Source organism: Peptococcaceae bacterium (genome assembly GCA_024655825.1).
In the GTDB taxonomy this organism is placed as follows: domain Bacteria; phylum Bacillota; class Peptococcia; order DRI-13; family PHAD01; genus JANLFJ01.
This window is the reverse complement of sequence record JANLFJ010000056.1, coordinates 1-16,074: the sequence shown is the minus strand read 5'-3', so window position 1 is coordinate 16,074 and position 16,074 is coordinate 1. Positions and strand designations below refer to the sequence as shown.

The window sequence follows — 16,074 nt, the reverse complement described above, 5'->3', positions numbered from 1 at the left end:
TCTCTGTACCTGGTGAAATAGGATTATTTTAAGACAAGGAAATTTTTAAATTGGCAGGTGATGCTGTGTAAACCAATTACGCGGGTTATTGCGGCGTGAAAACATGCAAACCTGAGAAAGGAGGGAGGGTATCGGGGAAAAATTATTAAGGTTTAGATGCAAGACATGCTGGGAGGGGAAACCGTAAATATGATTATGGAGGGATGAAAATGAAAAAGCTCCTTGTTTTGCTAACGTCGGCGTGCGTATTAGTATTGATCAGCAGCATGTTTGTGGCTGGGTGCAGCAGCAAGACCGGCAATCAACCTTCAACTCCCGATACTGCCAAGGTGTACGAACTAAAGTTCAGTTCCTGGAACCCGGAGGGGGGACTGCTGGCCAAAGTCGAAACCGAGGGAATGAAAAGGATTGAGGAAAACAGTAAAGGAAGAATCAAGATCACCCCATATTATTCCGGCACGCTGCTAAAGAACGTTGATACCTACAAAGGGGTGGCCACTGGTGTCGCCGATATCGGTTATTATACAGTGGGGGTTACCCCGGGTGTTCAAGAACTCAACTATATTTTCAATTTACCAATGCCTGGCCTGCCGGATGTTGTCAAGACGACCAATGTTTACCGGGAACTCCTGAAAAAATTCCCGGAACTTCAGCAAGAGAATGAAAAGAACGGTGTAAGGTGGCTGAGCTTAACGGCGATGCCCCATACCTATGTCCACACCACCAAAAAACAAATCAAGGTTCCGGCCGACCTCAAGGGCAAGGTCATAATCGCCGAGGGCGAGCAGCTCTGCAGCGTTGTCACTTCTAATGGCGGCAGCGCTATGAGCGGCGTGGGCGGGGGCGATTGGTACAATACCCTGCAAAAAGGCGTCGCCGACGGCATATTGACCCATTATGTAGCCATTAATACTTTCAAGACGCACGAGGTGTTCAAATACCACACGGAAATGGGAGAAGGCGGGCTGGGGTCTATTGCCATGGGTTACTTGATCAATCTTAAGACATGGAACAGCCTTCCTGCCGACCTCCAGCAGATAATTGTGGAAGGGTTTGACTGGGCAGGCATGGAGAGGGCCAAACAGTACCTGGTAGAAGAAGGACAGTATAAAGAACTCGAAAAAGGGATGGGCCAGATTATCTATAAAACAACCCCGGAAGAGACGGCTTTGTGGGAAAAGACGCTTGAGCCCATTAACGAAAAGTGGATAAGCGGCGTTGAGGCTAAAGGTTTGCCGGCCCGCAAGGTCTACAACGGGTTGCAAGAGTTGCTTAAGTGATTAAGGGCACCAAATAGAAAGCAGCTGCAACGGCGTTCGGCTCCGCTTTTAATTAACCCCCAAAAGTGGGCCGGACGCCGTTCCAAAACCTGCGTATTTTGCGTAATTAAAGAGGTGCTAGAATTGCCTGATGATCGATATGACGTTTCGGAAATAAACCTGCTGGAAAAAACCGAACTATGGGTTGATGACATCTGCATGGAAGGTGCTGATTTAAACGAGATTGCCAGGGCTGCCGCGGAGGTATTAAACCTGGAAAGGGACCAGGTGCTGGTGGTGGATGTTCGCGATAGCCATATTACCATGGATATACTGAAGCGGGTTGTAAACAATAGGGATATTGCAGGCAAAGAGGAACAATTATTGCAGCGGCTGGCCCAAATACCGGGTGTCAGATTGGGCGAAAATGCCGGGATTCATTCCCACGGTATCTTGGGACTAATCTCCTTGCCGCCGGAAGAGGTTGAGGAGACTTTACAAAGATCAGAACAAATGGTTCGGGAAATACGAAACCGGATCGCGCGGCGCGTTAAGGTTTTTCCCACAGGCTTTGAAATAAAAAAAGGCATGATCAAAGATACGAATTCGCAAATGATTGCCGAGGCTTTCAGGCGAAGAGGCTATCAAGCGGATATCGGACCGGTCATCGATGACGATCCAGACGATGTTTATTATAAGCTTTTCCGGGCTGTTGACGAAGGATATGGTTTGATTATTTCAACGGGCGGAGTGGGAGCCGAAGACAAGGACCATACCATCGAGGGTATTTTGCGGCTTGATCCTGCTGCGGCTACTCCCTGGATCGTCCGGTATCAAAAAGGTACCGGGCGGCACTGCAAGGAAGGTGTGCGCATAGCTGTAGGTGAAATGAATGAAACACTGATAATCGCTTTGCCTGGGCCAAATGATGAAGTCAAAACCGCATTGGAAGTCATATTGAAGGAAATTCCCAACCAGCCAGGCAAATATGCGCTTGCGGAAAAAATTGCCGAAGCTTTGCGCGAGAAACTTAAAGCCGGCAGTGCGCCTGCTCATCATCATAATTAATGATGAGGTTGGCTAAAAAATGGAATTATCATGATTAAAAAATAAAAACTTGGAGGATAGGAGGCCGAAAATGCTTAGTATAACTAAAAAAGCCGTAATCGATTTGGATAAGTGCAACGGCTGCAGGACGTGCTATCGTGTTTGTCCTACATTTGCGATTAGCATGGAAAACAAAAAGCCTGTGATTGACTATGCAAAATGTTACGGTTGCACCAATTGCCACCAAAGATGCCCGCAATACGCCGTCACCATGGAACCACTTGAGGAACCCATAGAGGTGGGGATGGATGTTAATCGATTTGATCAAGATAAAATATGGGATATTTGCATCAAGGCGAAATACAGTCCGGATATGATTGTGTGCATTTGCAGCAATACACGGGCTGGCGAAGTGGCGGCTGCTATTCTGGATGGAGCAAGGACGCCGGCGGAAGTAACGCTAAAAACAGGTGCAGGGATCGGTTGCAAGATAGCTTGCCCCCGACCGATCTATCGATTGCTGCAAGCCGCTGGCATAGAACCGCCCGACCCTGCCGATGGCTACCAATGGCGCGGGCCTACAGCAACCTTATGGAACCTCAACCCTGAAGTGATTGAAAAATATGGGAGCAGATATTTCTTCGAAGAAGACAGAAAATTCCTGGATGATATTCTTGAGGCTAAGTTGAAAGAGAGGAATAAAAATGCTTAGACCAACGCTTAAACCCTTAGAACCGAGGGTGTCACAATATGGCATTGCGCCGCATGAACTGAAAAAGAGGGCTTGTGAATTGCCTGGGATGACGTCCATTCTTGTTAAGGAATTATTCCCGGAGATTCCTGATCCCATCTATACGGGAACTGAACTTGAGGTGATTCGGGAAGAAGTCAAGAAGTCTCTCCAAAACATAGATTTCTCCAGAATCAAACCCGGAGACAGCGTGAACATATTGACGTCGCACCATGGGTTTACCATAGCGGGTGGCCGGCCGTTTGCCGAAATGATCAAAACGATCAAAGATGAAGTGGAGGCCAGGACCGGGGCAACCGATATCAGGCTTAGAGCAGGGGTGGGCGTTCGTTTTCGCGAAAGCGAAGAGTATATTAAGCATTTTGAATTGGATAAGTACTTCAACGGCAAGGCGGAGTGCATTGCTCCAATAGATCGGCCGATAAAGATTGAAACAATAATGGGTCCTTTGTATGGGCTGGCAAAGGCGTATGATGCCAAATGGATTATTCACGCTCATAACGACGATGTGCGGGAAGTGCATTTACATCGTATGATCGACCGTATTCTAAAACCCTTTGGCATGTCGTACGCCAGGATAGAGACCAGATCGACCTACCACTCGAATATGGGATCGCGTGCGGCAAACTTTATAGCACGGGCTATTTATGAGTCGCCCTTTGTACAGGAGAAATTCGCCGGTTCGGTTATTATGAAGGTGTGCCCGACTGGAATTATTGGCTTTGATTCAGACATCGATTTGATAAAGCAAAGTGATAGGATCACGGCAGAAATATTGGAGTTATTTGGTAAATGGCTTCGTTGCTTAAATAGAATTGATGAGTGTATTGTGGTTATTGATTGCCCATGCCCCATTCCCTACACCTTTGGCGCGGGATTGATTTTTGCCAATTTCATGCAGGCCAACGTGGATATTTTTGATTTGTCACAGCCGGTTACGCCTTATGGCCCCGTCTCGGAACAGACGTATGACGAGCACGGCAGGCAGACGGTTGCTTGGATTCCAACGATCAATCCGGCGCTCAAGATAATGATCAACAATTATTCATATAAAGGATTTCCATCCAATTTCTATTCTGAACAAATACCGACAATCGTGGTAGGCAAAGCTTTAGCCAAATTATTCGAGCATTGCGAGAGCAGCAATCAGTATATGAAGAATGCGGTAATCGCGTGGGATTTGGACCATGCGATGAGGTACGCCAAGAAAGTGACCAAAACCGAGCATGTGTTGGTTTTTGATGGCGCGCAGGGCGGTGTTAATGTCAGCGAGAGCTTGCGTCAATTTATGCTTGAGAATTCGGCCGATGTAAGCGAAGAGGTAAAGGCCCTGATGCCTAAATGGTTGAAACAACGCGGCATCAAAATGTGAGCTAAGCAGCAAAAGAGGTGGAACGGTGATAGATGTCAGGGCGCATGTTTTCCAGGGAATTGACCAGGAATTTAGGTTTGCAATTACTTCAAACCAGAAGGGCGTCTTTGCTGGCTCGGAAAAGTTGTTAAAAACAGCTGAAGAAATAAAACTTAAAAATCTCTGGGCTGCAGCCGACGGGATGCTGCTCAGCGAAAAAACCACGGTCTTCAAAGCGAGTGGAGATCCGCTCCAAGTAACTCTGGCCGAAGAAAAGCTGCTGGGACTCATCGGAAAGCCATCGGGCGTGGCGACCTCGGCCCGGAAGATGGTGGAAGCGGCAGGAGGGCGAATCAAGGTTGTATGCGGTGCCTGGAAAAAAGTTTTTCCGGAAACCAAAGAGGAACTTAGACAAGCCATCGCCATAGGCGGCGCAGGAATCCGGATGGCGGAAGAACCATTCGTGTATTTAGATAAGAACTACGCGCGGATGCTTGGCGGGATTGGCAGGGCCGTCAAAAGAGCGGTAACCCTGCCTGGGAGAACGGTAGTGATTCAGCTGAGGGGTGAGTTTGGCCCGATTGCCGACGAAGCCAATGAAGCCGTTGAGGCAGGGGCAGGCATTTTGATGGTAGACACAGGAAGAATTGCAGATTTGCAGGCCGTGGTCAAGGCAGGCACTGACGGCAACTGGCGCAAGCGGGTGAAAATCGGCTTTGCAGGCGATGTAACTGCAGAAAAACTGGCAGCTTTGATAGAAGCCGGCGCAGACATCGTCGATGTGGGCAGGGCAATTATTGATGCGCCAATACTGGATTTTCGCCTGGACATTAAGCAGGGCATTCTCCGGCGACAACAAATAACCCGTGGGGAAGAAGGTGGATAAAAGTGATTTTGATTAAGGCCAACGAAGGCACAGTCTACGAGGCCAAGAACCATTTCAACATGTGGGGGATAAGGAAATTTGGGCCGCCGGAAGGGGCGGTGAACCTCAACGTGTCCATTTCCGAGTTCCTGCCTGACGGCGGCGCGGCCATGACCTCCTCGGACAAAGAAAGGATCTACTGCGTCCTGCGGGGGTCGATCACCGTCAAAGGCGAAAAAGAGGAGCACGTTTTGCAAGAAAACGACATGGTCTATATCGCGCCGGGAGAAAAACGGTCCATCAGCGTCAACGGTCCGGTGGCCGCCAGAGTCCTGGTGATCGTGGCCAATGCATAAAACAAAAGAGGTAATTGACATGGAAATCGAAGGAGTAAAAAAGGTGGGCATATTTGGCGCAGGGACAATGGGGCCGGGCTTGGCTCAGGTTTTTGCCGCCGGGGGACTGGAAACAGGGCTCTATACGCGCAAGAAAGAAACGCTGGAAAGGGCGCTGCCCGTTATCGAAACAAACCTGAACACCTTTGCCCGGCGGGGTCTGCTGGAACCAGGCAGCATCAAGGACATCATGTCCAGGATAAAACCCACCCGGGAGCTGGAAGAAGCGGCCTCAAACGCCGGCCTGGTCGTGGAAACGATCGTGGAGGACCTTGCGGCCAAAAAAGAACTGTACGCCAAGCTGGACGAAATTTGCCCTGCCAGGACGATATTTACCAGCAACACATCTTACCTGAATGTTTTTCAAGTTCTTCCCGCCAAAAGGCAAAAGAATTCCGCCATCGCTCACTGGTTTGCCCCGCCGCATGTCGTTCCCCTGGTGGAAGTGGTCAGGGGTCCGGAAACCTCCGACGAAACAGTGAAATTTTTGGTGGAGTTTTTAAAAAGGCTGGATAAGGTGCCGGTGGTCTTGCAAAGATTTGTTCCCGGATTTGTGATCAACCGGCTGCTGCGCATAATCGGCCGGGAAGTGTTTTTCCTGCTGGACAACGGCTATATCACGCCGGAGGAACTGGACATGGCGGTCAAGGCCAGCATCATCCCGCGGGCGATGGTTTTGGGCTTTGTGCAAAGGTATGACTTTACCGGCCTGGACCTGAGCGCGCGCAACCTTCAAAACCAGGATTTTCTTGAAGCGCCTGTAGATAACAGGCCCAAGAGCCTGTTCGAGAGAGTGGAGAGAGGAGAACTTGGCGTCAAGTCGGGCAAAGGCTTCTATGATTACCGTGGCCGGAAACTGGAAGACATTTTAAGGGAAAGAGACAACGCCCTATTGGACGTGTTTAAGCTGACCAAAGATTTAATATATAAACACATATAAACATCAAGGAGGAAAATATCATGAGCAAAAAGTACAAAATCTACGACCTGTCTCAACCGCTGGGGCAAAACGTCCCTTTGTGGCCGTGGCCTGGTTTCATGCAGGACATCCGGGTGGAAAGAGTGGCCTACCACGAACGGCAGAGGAAATCCACCGCCGTGCTCACCTTGAAAATGCACTCTTCTACCCATGCCGACGCCCCGTTCCATGTGCTGGAGGACGGGATAACCATTGAGAAAATGCCCCTGGAGACCTTTTACGGCGAAGGCGTGGTTGTCTACCTGCCGACCAAGAAGTGGGAAAAAATCACTCCCCAAATGTTGGAAAACGTTACCCCCAAAATCCAAAAAGGCGACTTTGTCGTCCTGAACACCGGCTGGCACAAACTATACCGGGTGAAGAACTACGAATATATGAACTATTATGGCGGCCTGTACCGCGAAGCGGCCGAATGGTTCGTGGAAAAAGGCGTCAAGGCCGTGGCTGTGGACCAGGGCGCCCTGGACCACCCGTTGGCCCATCCGCCGCTGGAGGAGACCATGCCCTGGCTGTACAGGGAATACAAAAAAGAAACGGGCAGAGACCCCATCGAGGATTACCCCGAGTACGAACCTTGCCACAAAATACTTCTCGGCAACGGTATTGCCGGCTATGAGAACTGCGGCGGGGAAATGGACCAGGTTACCGGCAAGCGCGTGCTGCTGGCCGGCTTCCCCATCCGGTGGGAAAACGGGGACGCGTCCATAGTTCGCCTGGTGGCCATCACCGAAGTTGAATAAAAAAAGAACAAGCGGGTGAAAGAATGGAGCTGCCGAAAGGAAAAATCATCATCACTGCTGCCGTCAACGGGGCGTTTGTCACCAAGGACATGAACCCCAACGTGCCGGAACAGCCTGATGAAATCGCCAGAGAAGCGTACGACTGTTACAACGAAGGAGCGGCCATCGTCCATATCCATGCCCGGGACAAAGACGGCAAACCGACCGGCGCCAAAGAAGTGTTCGCCGAGATCCACGAAAAAATACGCCAAAAGTGCGATATAATCCTGCAGGACTCCACGGGCGGGGGAGCAAACCTGACCATCGAAGAAAGGGTTAAATGCCTCGAAGCCATGCCGGAAATGGCCTCGTTGAACATGGGCACCCTCATGCGCCAGGCCGGGGCGTTTGCCGGAACCCCCTTTTCCAACCTGACCAAGGACATTGAAATATGGGCTGCCAGAATGAAAGAACTTGGCATCAAGCCGGAAATGGAATGCTATTCCCATTCCATGTTCAGGGATGTGGAAAACCTGATTCAAAAAGGCCTGGTGGAGAAGCCGTACTACTGCAACTTCGTGCTGGGCATGAAATACCAGGGAGCGGTGGACGCCACCCCGGAGTACCTGATGTCCATGAAACAGTTTCTGCCTGAGGGCAGCTACTTCAATGTTTGCGCCGTAGGTTCGGCCCAGCTGCCCATCACCACCATGGCCATGATCATCGGGGGATGCGCCAGGGTCGGGCTGGAAGACAACATATTCTATGCCCGGGGCGAACTGGCCAAGAGCAATGCCCAGCTGGTCGCCCGCACAGTCCGCATAGCCAGGGAACTGAATTTGGAGCCGGTGACGCCGGGCGAAGCCAGGAAGATCCTGGGGGTAAAAAAAGTCCTGTAAATGGAGGGATAAGCGATGAACCTGTTCGATCTGAGCGGGAAGAAGGCGGTGGTCATCGGCGGCGGCGGAGGCATCGGCCGGGCCATCGCCGCCGGGTTGGCGGGGCACGGAGCCGAAGTCGGCATCGCCAGCCGCAACCTAGCCAACCTGGAAGAGGCCGCCGCCGAAATAAAAGCGGAAACCGGCAAAGACATCAAAATATTCCAGGTCGATTCGGCAGACGAGGCGAGCGTAAAGGCGCTGGTCAAAGCAGCGCTTGACGAGTTTGGCACAATTGATATCCTGGTTAATTCCCAGGGTTACAACCTGAAAAGCCCGGCCCTTGAATTTCCCATGGACGAATGGGACAAATTGTTCAAGGTCAATGTGAAAGGCTTTATGATCTGCTGCCAAGAGTTTGGCCGGGTCATGGTGGAAAAGAAAAGCGGGAAAATCATCAACGTGTCCTCGGTGCGGGGCATCCGGGCGAACGCCGGCGGGAACAGCGCCTACTGCGCCAGCAAGGGCGCGGTGGATATGATTACCAGGACGCTGGCGGCCGAATGGGCCCCTTACAATGTCAAGGTCAACGCCATCGGGCCCGCCTTGATTGCCACCAAGCTGACGGAAAAACAGATGAAGGAACCGGGGAGGACTCAAAACTATCTTAAGAATATTCCGCTGGGGAGGCTGGGAGAGACCAGGGACGTTGTCGGCGCGGCGGTGTTTTTGGCTTCCGAGGCTTCGGATTTCGTTACCGGCCAAATCATATATGTTGACGGCGGCCTTACCGCCATCGGATAACGGCGCCTTGCCGACCTTAACGCAGTACATGTATCACCCCGACAGATCATCTATCCTCTTTATCCCCTGAAGTGTGTGGGGATCAGTTGAAGGGTAAATCTGCGGGAGCGCTACTAACGAAGAAGGGAAATATTATATGGAACAAACAACAGGGCTTATCTTTCATATCATTCACGGTTCTTTTGTCGATGGTTACGGTATAAGGACTACGGTATTCCTAAAAGGATGCCCACTCAAATGCGCCTGGTGCTGTAACCCGGAGGGGCAGGCATTCCATCCCGAGTTGAAGGTGACTGCTGCAAAGTGCGACGGATGCGGCAGATGTGTTCCTGTCTGCCCGGTTGGCGCAATCCGGCTTGCTGAAGAACAGGATAAGGCAAAGCTTTATGTTGACAGAACGTTGTGCACAAATTGCGGAAAATGCATTGAAGTATGCTATACAGGCGCTTTGGAATGTTTCGGAAAATACTATACCGTTGAAGAAATCCTGGAGAACGTAAAAAAGGATCAACAGTTCTACAATTCGTCTGGAGGAGGAGTGACAATAGGGGGTGGCGAAGCGACCTGGCAACCGGCGTTTACCCTGGAACTAATCAAAAAGTGCCAGGAGAACTACATCCATACGGCAATTGACACCTGCGGATACACCACCTCGCCGGAAGGCATAAAATGCCTGGAAGAGGCAGACCTGCTGCTGTTTGATATCAAAGACATGAATCCGGAGAGACATCTGAAAAACACGGGCGTCTCCAACGAACCGATTATAAAAAACCTGAAACGGTTTAATGATGCGGGAAAACCAATCATTATCAGGGTTCCCGTGGTTCCGGGATACAATGATTCGGAAGAAAATCTGAAAGCTACGGCTGAATTCCTGGCTGGGCTGAAATCGGTGGAGCGGGTGGATCTTATGCCGGTGCATGAATTCGGGAAGGTAAAATATGAGCAGCTTGGCAAAGAATACAAATTGAAGGTCAGACCGGTTCCCCCTGAACGCCAGGAAGAAATCAAAGCCCTTTTTGAACACTATGGTTTGAACACCCAGATAGGGGGTTAGTTGATTTGGATATTTGGCCCTGATAATCGCAAATTTTTGCATGCTGGGAGTGAACAGAAATGGCATTTGAAGCCACCGCAAGGGTAAAAGAATTACGGTCGCGCATGCTCACGACACCTGCAATTTGTGTTGAACGCGGGTATCTCATGACCAAGTCCTATCAAGAGACCGAGGGTCAGCCTGAGGCAATCAGAAGGGCAAAAGCCCTGGAAAAGATCTTGAAAGAAATGACCATTCGGATCGAAGACGGAGAACTGATTGCCGGTTGGGCTACGGGCAAAGTACGCGCTGGCGCAGTTCTTCCGGAAATTTCATCCGAGTGGATCCTGGACGAATTGGATACCGTAGCGACAAGAGAGTGGGATAAGTATGTCCCTTTGACAGAAGAAGAAAAGGCGAAATTGAAAGAAGTCGTTGCTTATTGGAAAGGGGAAGCCCTGTACGACAAGTGGCAGGCTTTGGTACCGGAGCAGGCAAAAGAATTAAACCATATCATTCAGGGGACGGCTGGTTTCAGTGAAAACAGCCACCATATGGCCCATGTCGCTGTTGACTACGAGCGGGTTATTACCAAGGGGTTAAACGATATAAAGAGACAAGTCGAGGAAGCATTGGGGAAACTGGACCTTAGCGTGATGGAGAATCTTGACAAATACCATTTTTACAGTGCCGTCAAGATTGTTTTGGAAGCTGCAGAGAACTTTGCCAAAAGATACGCGCAGCTGGCCGCCGGTTTGGCCAAACAGGAGAGCAACCCGCAAAGAAAATCCGAATTGGAAAGAATAGCCGAAACCTGCAACTGGGTCCCGGCTAACCCGGCCCGCAACTTTTATGAAGCAATCCAATCAATCTGGTTTGTTTATATCATCCTGATGATAGAAGGATGGGGCGCCGGGATGAGCCTGGGGAGAGTCGACCAGTACCTGTACCCGTTCTATAAGAAAGATGTTGAGGCAGGGGTCATCACCGATGCAGAAGCGCATGAACTGCTTTCATTGCTCCTCATCAAAATGAACGGCGTCGTGGCCCTGGCGGATAAGAACGTTTCAAAAGTCCTTGGTGGCTATCCTATCATGCAGGGCTTGACATTGGGCGGCGTGACCAGGGACGGCCGGGATGCAGTAAACGAGCTATCTTATCTCTTTCTGGAAGCGGACAGAGTTGTGGGATTAAGCGCCGAAGAGATTATGGTGAGGATTAATAAAATCAACCCGGAGTCTTTTGTGATGAAAGCGGCTGAAACGGCAGTGTCTTTGAGAGGCAAGATCAAGTTTGTCAGCGACGAAACTTCCATCCCGCAAATGATGAATTGCGGGATACCCCTGGAATATGCCCGCGACTATATCTCTACTGGTTGTCATAATCCCACCATACCAGCCTTTTCTCATGATTTGGGGGGAGTAATATTCAATCTCCCGCTGGCGGTTGATTTGGCGTTAAACAATGGTTTTTCCCGGCAAACAGGCAAGCAGATCGGGCCTAAAACAGGCGACCCCGCAATGTTCAGAACATTTGAAGAGGTCATGGAGGCCTATAAAAAACAGGTCGAACACATGCTTTCGGTCGTTTTTCTCTACAAGAACGCAGACATGAAACTCTTTGCGGAGGTCCCGGTCGTGTTTCAATCTGCCCTTTTCCATCACTGCCTTGAAAAGGGTCTGGACATCTACCAGGGAGGAACGCATCCATACCATACGCACATAACGGCGATTGCCGGGGCAGCCAACGTCGGCGATTCGCTGGCGGCCGTCAAAAAAGTGGTGTTTGATGACCGGCAGATCACCATGCGGCAATTGGTCAGCGCCCTGGAAAAGAACTTTGAAGGCGAAGAGAGGATTCGCCACCTGTTGCAGCAGGCCCCAAAATTTGGCAACGATGACGACTATGTGGACCTGATCCTGAAAGATGTACTTATTCACGCCTGCGATACAATCAGAAAGCATAAAAGCTTTGCCGGGCGGCAGAGTGTTGCCTCGACTGTCGCGATGACCGCCAATATTCCCCTGGGCTGGGTAGTGGGAGCCCTGCCGGATGGGAGAAAAGCCGGCGAACCGCTGTCCGAAGGCGGTATATCACCTTACCAGGGCAGGAATGTTTCCGGACCCACACCCACCATGAAATCAGTGGCGAAGCTGGATCAGATCAAACTGAGGGGTTCCATCTTGAATATGAGGTTCAACCCGGATGCAGTAAAAGATGAGCCGAAAATGAGAAAATTTGTTTCTCTCCTCAGGACCTTCTGTGAAATTGGGGGGAACCTGATTCAATTTAATTTTGTTGACACTCAAATGTTGAAAGACGCCCAAAAGAATCCGGAAAAATACAAAGACCTGCTGGTAAGGGTGGCCACATACAGCGCCTACTTTGTTGAATTGAGTCCGGAGTTGCAAAACGACATTATCAACCGGACAGAGTTCGAGGAAGTCTGAACGTCTCTCATGCTTGGTGTGCCGGGATGGACAGATCAGAACAATCAATGAGGAAAGAGGTGGATACAGGTATGGGCGTGACCGGTTCAAAAATTGAAGAAATACAGGCCGACCTGGCGATAATCGGCGGCGGAGCAGGAGGATTGAGCGCTGCTATCGAGGCAAGAGACAAGGGTGTAAAAAATGTGGTTGTTTTGGAGAAAATGAATGCGCCCGGCGGGAACGCGATATTTCCAGACCTGATGATATCTTGGGACGGGCGTCCTCCGAAGCTGCCCTGCATGGATGACAACAGGATTGTCGACGGTGATCCGCGCATTGACCCCGATTACACCATTCGGACAGACGCCAACTTCAAGGCTGCCATGGAATGGAACCACTGGCGCGGTGATGCACGCCTGATCAGAACGCTGATCAATAAAAGCGAAGAGCTGTCGGATTGGCTGAAATCAAAAATGGAACCGGAGGATTACATCGAAAACCCGGAAGCCATGCGCGGGAACATGCAAGGGAGGCTGGTGAAAATTCTCCTCAGGGAATGCAAAAAGCAAGGCATACGGATATTATGCAATACACCGGCCCAAAAGCTGCTAAAGGACGAAACGGGGGCCGCAGCGGGAGTACTCGCCGAAACAAAAGATGGAGGGAAGCTGATTGTTCGTTCAACAAGGGTAATCATCTCCACCGGCGGGTTTATGGGCGATAAGGAACTCATGTCCAGGTACTTTCCCAACTACGATGAAAACACCTTGAACGATCTGGTCATTCTGGGCTTCCGCCGTTCAGGAGACGGAATAAAAATGGCCTTTGAAGCGGGTGCGGCGCCGGACGGCACAGTTGCTTTCGAATGGAGTTTAAACAGAATTCCATGCCTGGGGATGTCGCCTTCGCCTTACAAAGACTTTCTGAACAATGCCAGGAATCCGGAGCTTGTATGGGTGACCCCGAAAGGCGTGCGTTTTGCTGACGAATCGAAGATCAATGCCACCAACAGCATGTACAGGCTGCCTAATAAGACCTGCTATATTCTTTTTGCCGAAAACATAAAGGAACACATAGTCAATAAAACGCCAAGCATATTTAGATGGCACGCGTACAAAGACAAGAATTTGGAAAAAGAAATAGCCCAACTGGTCGAAACAGGATACGTGAAAATCGCCGGCACATGGGAAGAAATAGCCGAGTGGATAGGAGCAGATGCCGCCGTTCTGAACGAGACAATCGCCGAATACAACTCTTTCTGTGCAAAAGGGCATGATGATTGGTTCTGCAAGAACCCCAAGGCTTTAATTCCTCTAATTAAGCCGCCTTTTTATGCAAGCAAATGCGCGATGGCTATGCTGGTAACGTGTGGGCCTCTAAAGGTCAATACGAAAATGGAACTGCTTGATAAAAATGACAATCCTCTGCCGGGATTCTATGCAGCCGGTGCAGATATTGGCGGCATCGATTCGGATACATATGCGGCTGCGGTCGCAAGCCACTCCATGCGCTTCGCGATCTCTTCCGGCCGCATAGCCGCAGAAAACGCAGCCAAAGCAATCTTGGCGGCAAAATGAATGTGAACCCATAAGAATGCAAGATGGCGATTAATACAGAAATTTGAATTTGCCGGAATGGTTTTTACATGCATTTTTGGCGTAATGTTCATAAATCGATACATTTTTAGCACAGCTGCTACTATTTATTTTGTAGGCAAATAGAATAAGCGGCAGCTGGTATAATATTATAGTCTGGAGAGGAGGGCGAAAGAGATGGGAACAAAAGCAAGCGACAGGGTGGTAAAACTGAGGAAGAGCATGGTTACCAGGCCGGAGATCTGCGTCGAAAGAGGCTATCTCATGACGCAATCCTATCAAGAAACAGAAGGCCAACCGGAAATAATCAGAAGAGCAAAGGCCCTGGAAAAGGTCTTGAAGGAAATGACCATCGGTATTGAGGACGGCGAGCTGATTGTTGGTCGCGGCTCCAGCAAACTGAGAGCCGGCATCTTGACGCCCGAACTGAATGCAGCCTGGTATGCGGAAGAAAGGGACTTGCTGTCGACAAGAACTGTTGATCGATTCAAGCCTTTAACCGAAGAAGAAAAAGCGAAAATCAAGGAGATCGCTGCATATTGGAAAGGGAGATCGCTTTTTGATAAGTGGAAGGCACGGGTTCCTGAAGAAATATTGAAATTCAACAACATTGTGCAGTGCGGCGGCGCATTTTGCGGAAACAACCAATACTTCGGCCATTCCAGCGCAGACTACGAGATCCTGATTAAAAAAGGAATCAAGGGCATTAAACAAGAGGTTGAAGAAGAACTGGCCAAAGTCAACCTTGTAAAAATGGAGGACTTAAAAAAGTACTATTTTCTGAAGGCTGTCAATATTACGCTTGATGCCGCTCTGGTGTTTGTGAAGCGTTATGCTGAACTGGCCGAAAGTCTGGCCGCGAAAGAAACCGATGAACAAAGGAAGCTTGAGCTTAAAAAAATAGCGGAAACCTGCAGCTGGGTTCCGCTTAATCCGGCCCGCAACTTTTACGAAGCGCTGCAATCAACATGGTTTGGCTATCTGATTGTCATGATTGAAGGAATTGGCCCCGGCAACGGTTTTGGGAGGGTGGACCAGTACCTCTACCCATTCTATAAGAAAGACATTGAAGAGGGTAATCTTACCCCTGAAGCTGCTTTGGAATTGATTGAACTGTTCTTGATAAAAGCCAACGGGTTGTGCATTCCCTATTCTACGGAAGCGGCAAACTTTTTTGCGGGTTTCTCGATGACGGTGAATTTTGTCCTGGGCGGCTTGACCAAGGATGGAAAAGACGCGGTAAACGAACTGTCATATATTTTCCTTGAAGCGGAAAAAGAAATCGCCTTAAGCTGTGAGGATATTATCGTCAGAATCAGCAAGAAGACCCCGGATGCGTTTGTGATAAAAGCATGCGAGTTGGCGAACGCGTTAAAGGGGAAAGTTAAGTTCCTAAGCGACGAGACTGTTATCAAGGGACTGATGAATGACGGCAAACCGGCAGAGCTTGCGCGGCAGTACATAATTACCGGCTGCAACACCCCGACGGTTCCGGGGTATTCGTTGGATGTTCCCGGGGGGATGGTCAATCTGCCCCTGATGTTGGATTTGGCGTTAAACAACGGCGTCGCCAGAATGGTCAACGACATGCAAGTAGGGCCGCCAACAGGCGATGCGCGCAAGTTCAAGTCTTTCGGGGAGGTTTGGGACGCCTTCAAGAAACAGGTTGAAGCGCTGATACCTTATGCCCTTGTCTTCCGCAATGTCGACAAGCAGCTCTTTGCCGAGTATTGCCCAGTGCCGTTTCAGTCCATATTTTACCACAACTGCATCAAAAAAGGACTCGACTGCACTAACGGCGGGACCGCTCCCTATATCGCCTACGCCGTGTCGCTGTCTGGGATTCCAAATGTGGGAGACGCCCTGGCTGCGATTAAAAAAGTTGTGTTTGAAGACAAAAAAATCGTTTAGAGCTAATTGCTATGTTCAGGGGGCCAAACAGCACAAGCGTTGAAAGGAACGC

The 16,074-nt window shown here is 49.9% G+C and carries 14 protein-coding genes; all 14 read left to right on the top strand.

From position 1 onward, the window contains the following. Positions 1–209: 209 nt before the first annotated feature. The 14 genes from dctP (at position 210) to NUV48_14510 (ending at position 16,022) form a co-directional block, all read left to right on the top strand. Positions 210–1,280: a TRAP transporter substrate-binding protein DctP gene (gene dctP / locus NUV48_14575; GenBank protein MCR4443356.1), complete on the top strand. Its 1,071-nt coding sequence runs from the start codon at positions 210–212 to the stop codon at positions 1,278–1,280. 123 nt (positions 1,281–1,403) lie between these two features. Then, a complete protein-coding gene (locus NUV48_14570) occupies positions 1,404–2,327 on the top strand; it encodes a molybdopterin-binding protein (GenBank protein MCR4443355.1) in 924 nt (307 codons plus the stop codon). Between the two features lie 70 nt (positions 2,328–2,397). Beyond that, positions 2,398–3,018, top strand: coding sequence for a 4Fe-4S dicluster domain-containing protein (locus NUV48_14565; GenBank protein MCR4443354.1), 621 nt, complete (start codon positions 2,398–2,400; stop codon positions 3,016–3,018). Next, positions 3,011–4,429 carry a hypothetical protein gene (locus NUV48_14560; GenBank protein MCR4443353.1) on the top strand — a complete coding sequence of 473 codons (1,419 nt, stop codon included), beginning with the start codon at positions 3,011–3,013 and terminating at the stop codon, positions 4,427–4,429. The genes NUV48_14565 and NUV48_14560 overlap by 8 nt, the downstream gene beginning before the upstream one ends. Positions 4,430–4,454: 25 nt before the next feature. Then, positions 4,455–5,294: a nicotinate-nucleotide pyrophosphorylase gene (locus tag NUV48_14555; GenBank protein MCR4443352.1), complete on the top strand. Its 840-nt coding sequence runs from the start codon at positions 4,455–4,457 to the stop codon at positions 5,292–5,294. Between the two features lie 2 nt (positions 5,295–5,296). Then, entirely contained in the window at positions 5,297–5,629 is a 333-nt protein-coding gene (locus NUV48_14550) for a hypothetical protein (protein MCR4443351.1), read from the top strand. Then, positions 5,622–6,608 carry a 3-hydroxyacyl-CoA dehydrogenase family protein gene (locus NUV48_14545; GenBank protein ID MCR4443350.1) on the top strand — a complete coding sequence of 329 codons (987 nt, stop codon included), beginning with the start codon at positions 5,622–5,624 and terminating at the stop codon, positions 6,606–6,608. Before NUV48_14550 ends, NUV48_14545 begins: the two co-directional genes overlap by 8 nt. A 20-nt stretch (positions 6,609–6,628) precedes the next feature. Further along, a complete protein-coding gene (locus NUV48_14540; GenBank protein ID MCR4443349.1) occupies positions 6,629–7,387 on the top strand; it encodes a cyclase family protein in 759 nt (252 codons plus the stop codon). A 23-nt stretch (positions 7,388–7,410) separates the two neighbouring features. Further along, positions 7,411–8,265 (top strand): 3-keto-5-aminohexanoate cleavage protein, encoded by an 855-nt coding sequence (locus NUV48_14535; protein ID MCR4443348.1) that lies wholly within the window; start codon positions 7,411–7,413, stop codon positions 8,263–8,265. Positions 8,266–8,280: 15 nt separating this feature from the next. Continuing rightward, positions 8,281–9,048 (top strand): glucose 1-dehydrogenase, encoded by a 768-nt coding sequence (locus NUV48_14530; protein ID MCR4443347.1) that lies wholly within the window; start codon positions 8,281–8,283, stop codon positions 9,046–9,048. 136 nt (positions 9,049–9,184) lie between these two features. Beyond that, positions 9,185–10,105 carry a glycyl-radical enzyme activating protein gene (locus NUV48_14525; GenBank protein MCR4443346.1) on the top strand — a complete coding sequence of 307 codons (921 nt, stop codon included), beginning with the start codon at positions 9,185–9,187 and terminating at the stop codon, positions 10,103–10,105. A 59-nt stretch (positions 10,106–10,164) separates the two neighbouring features. Beyond that, positions 10,165–12,534, top strand: a complete 2,370-nt coding sequence (locus tag NUV48_14520; protein ID MCR4443345.1) for a formate C-acetyltransferase/glycerol dehydratase family glycyl radical enzyme — start codon at positions 10,165–10,167, stop codon at positions 12,532–12,534. A 59-nt stretch (positions 12,535–12,593) separates the two neighbouring features. Next, complete coding sequence (locus NUV48_14515) at positions 12,594–14,093, top strand: FAD-binding protein (protein MCR4443344.1); 1,500 nt, start codon at positions 12,594–12,596, stop codon at positions 14,091–14,093. 195 nt (positions 14,094–14,288) lie between these two features. Beyond that, positions 14,289–16,022: a pyruvate formate lyase family protein gene (locus NUV48_14510; protein MCR4443343.1), complete on the top strand. Its 1,734-nt coding sequence runs from the start codon at positions 14,289–14,291 to the stop codon at positions 16,020–16,022. The last annotated feature ends 52 nt before the right edge of the window (positions 16,023–16,074 follow it).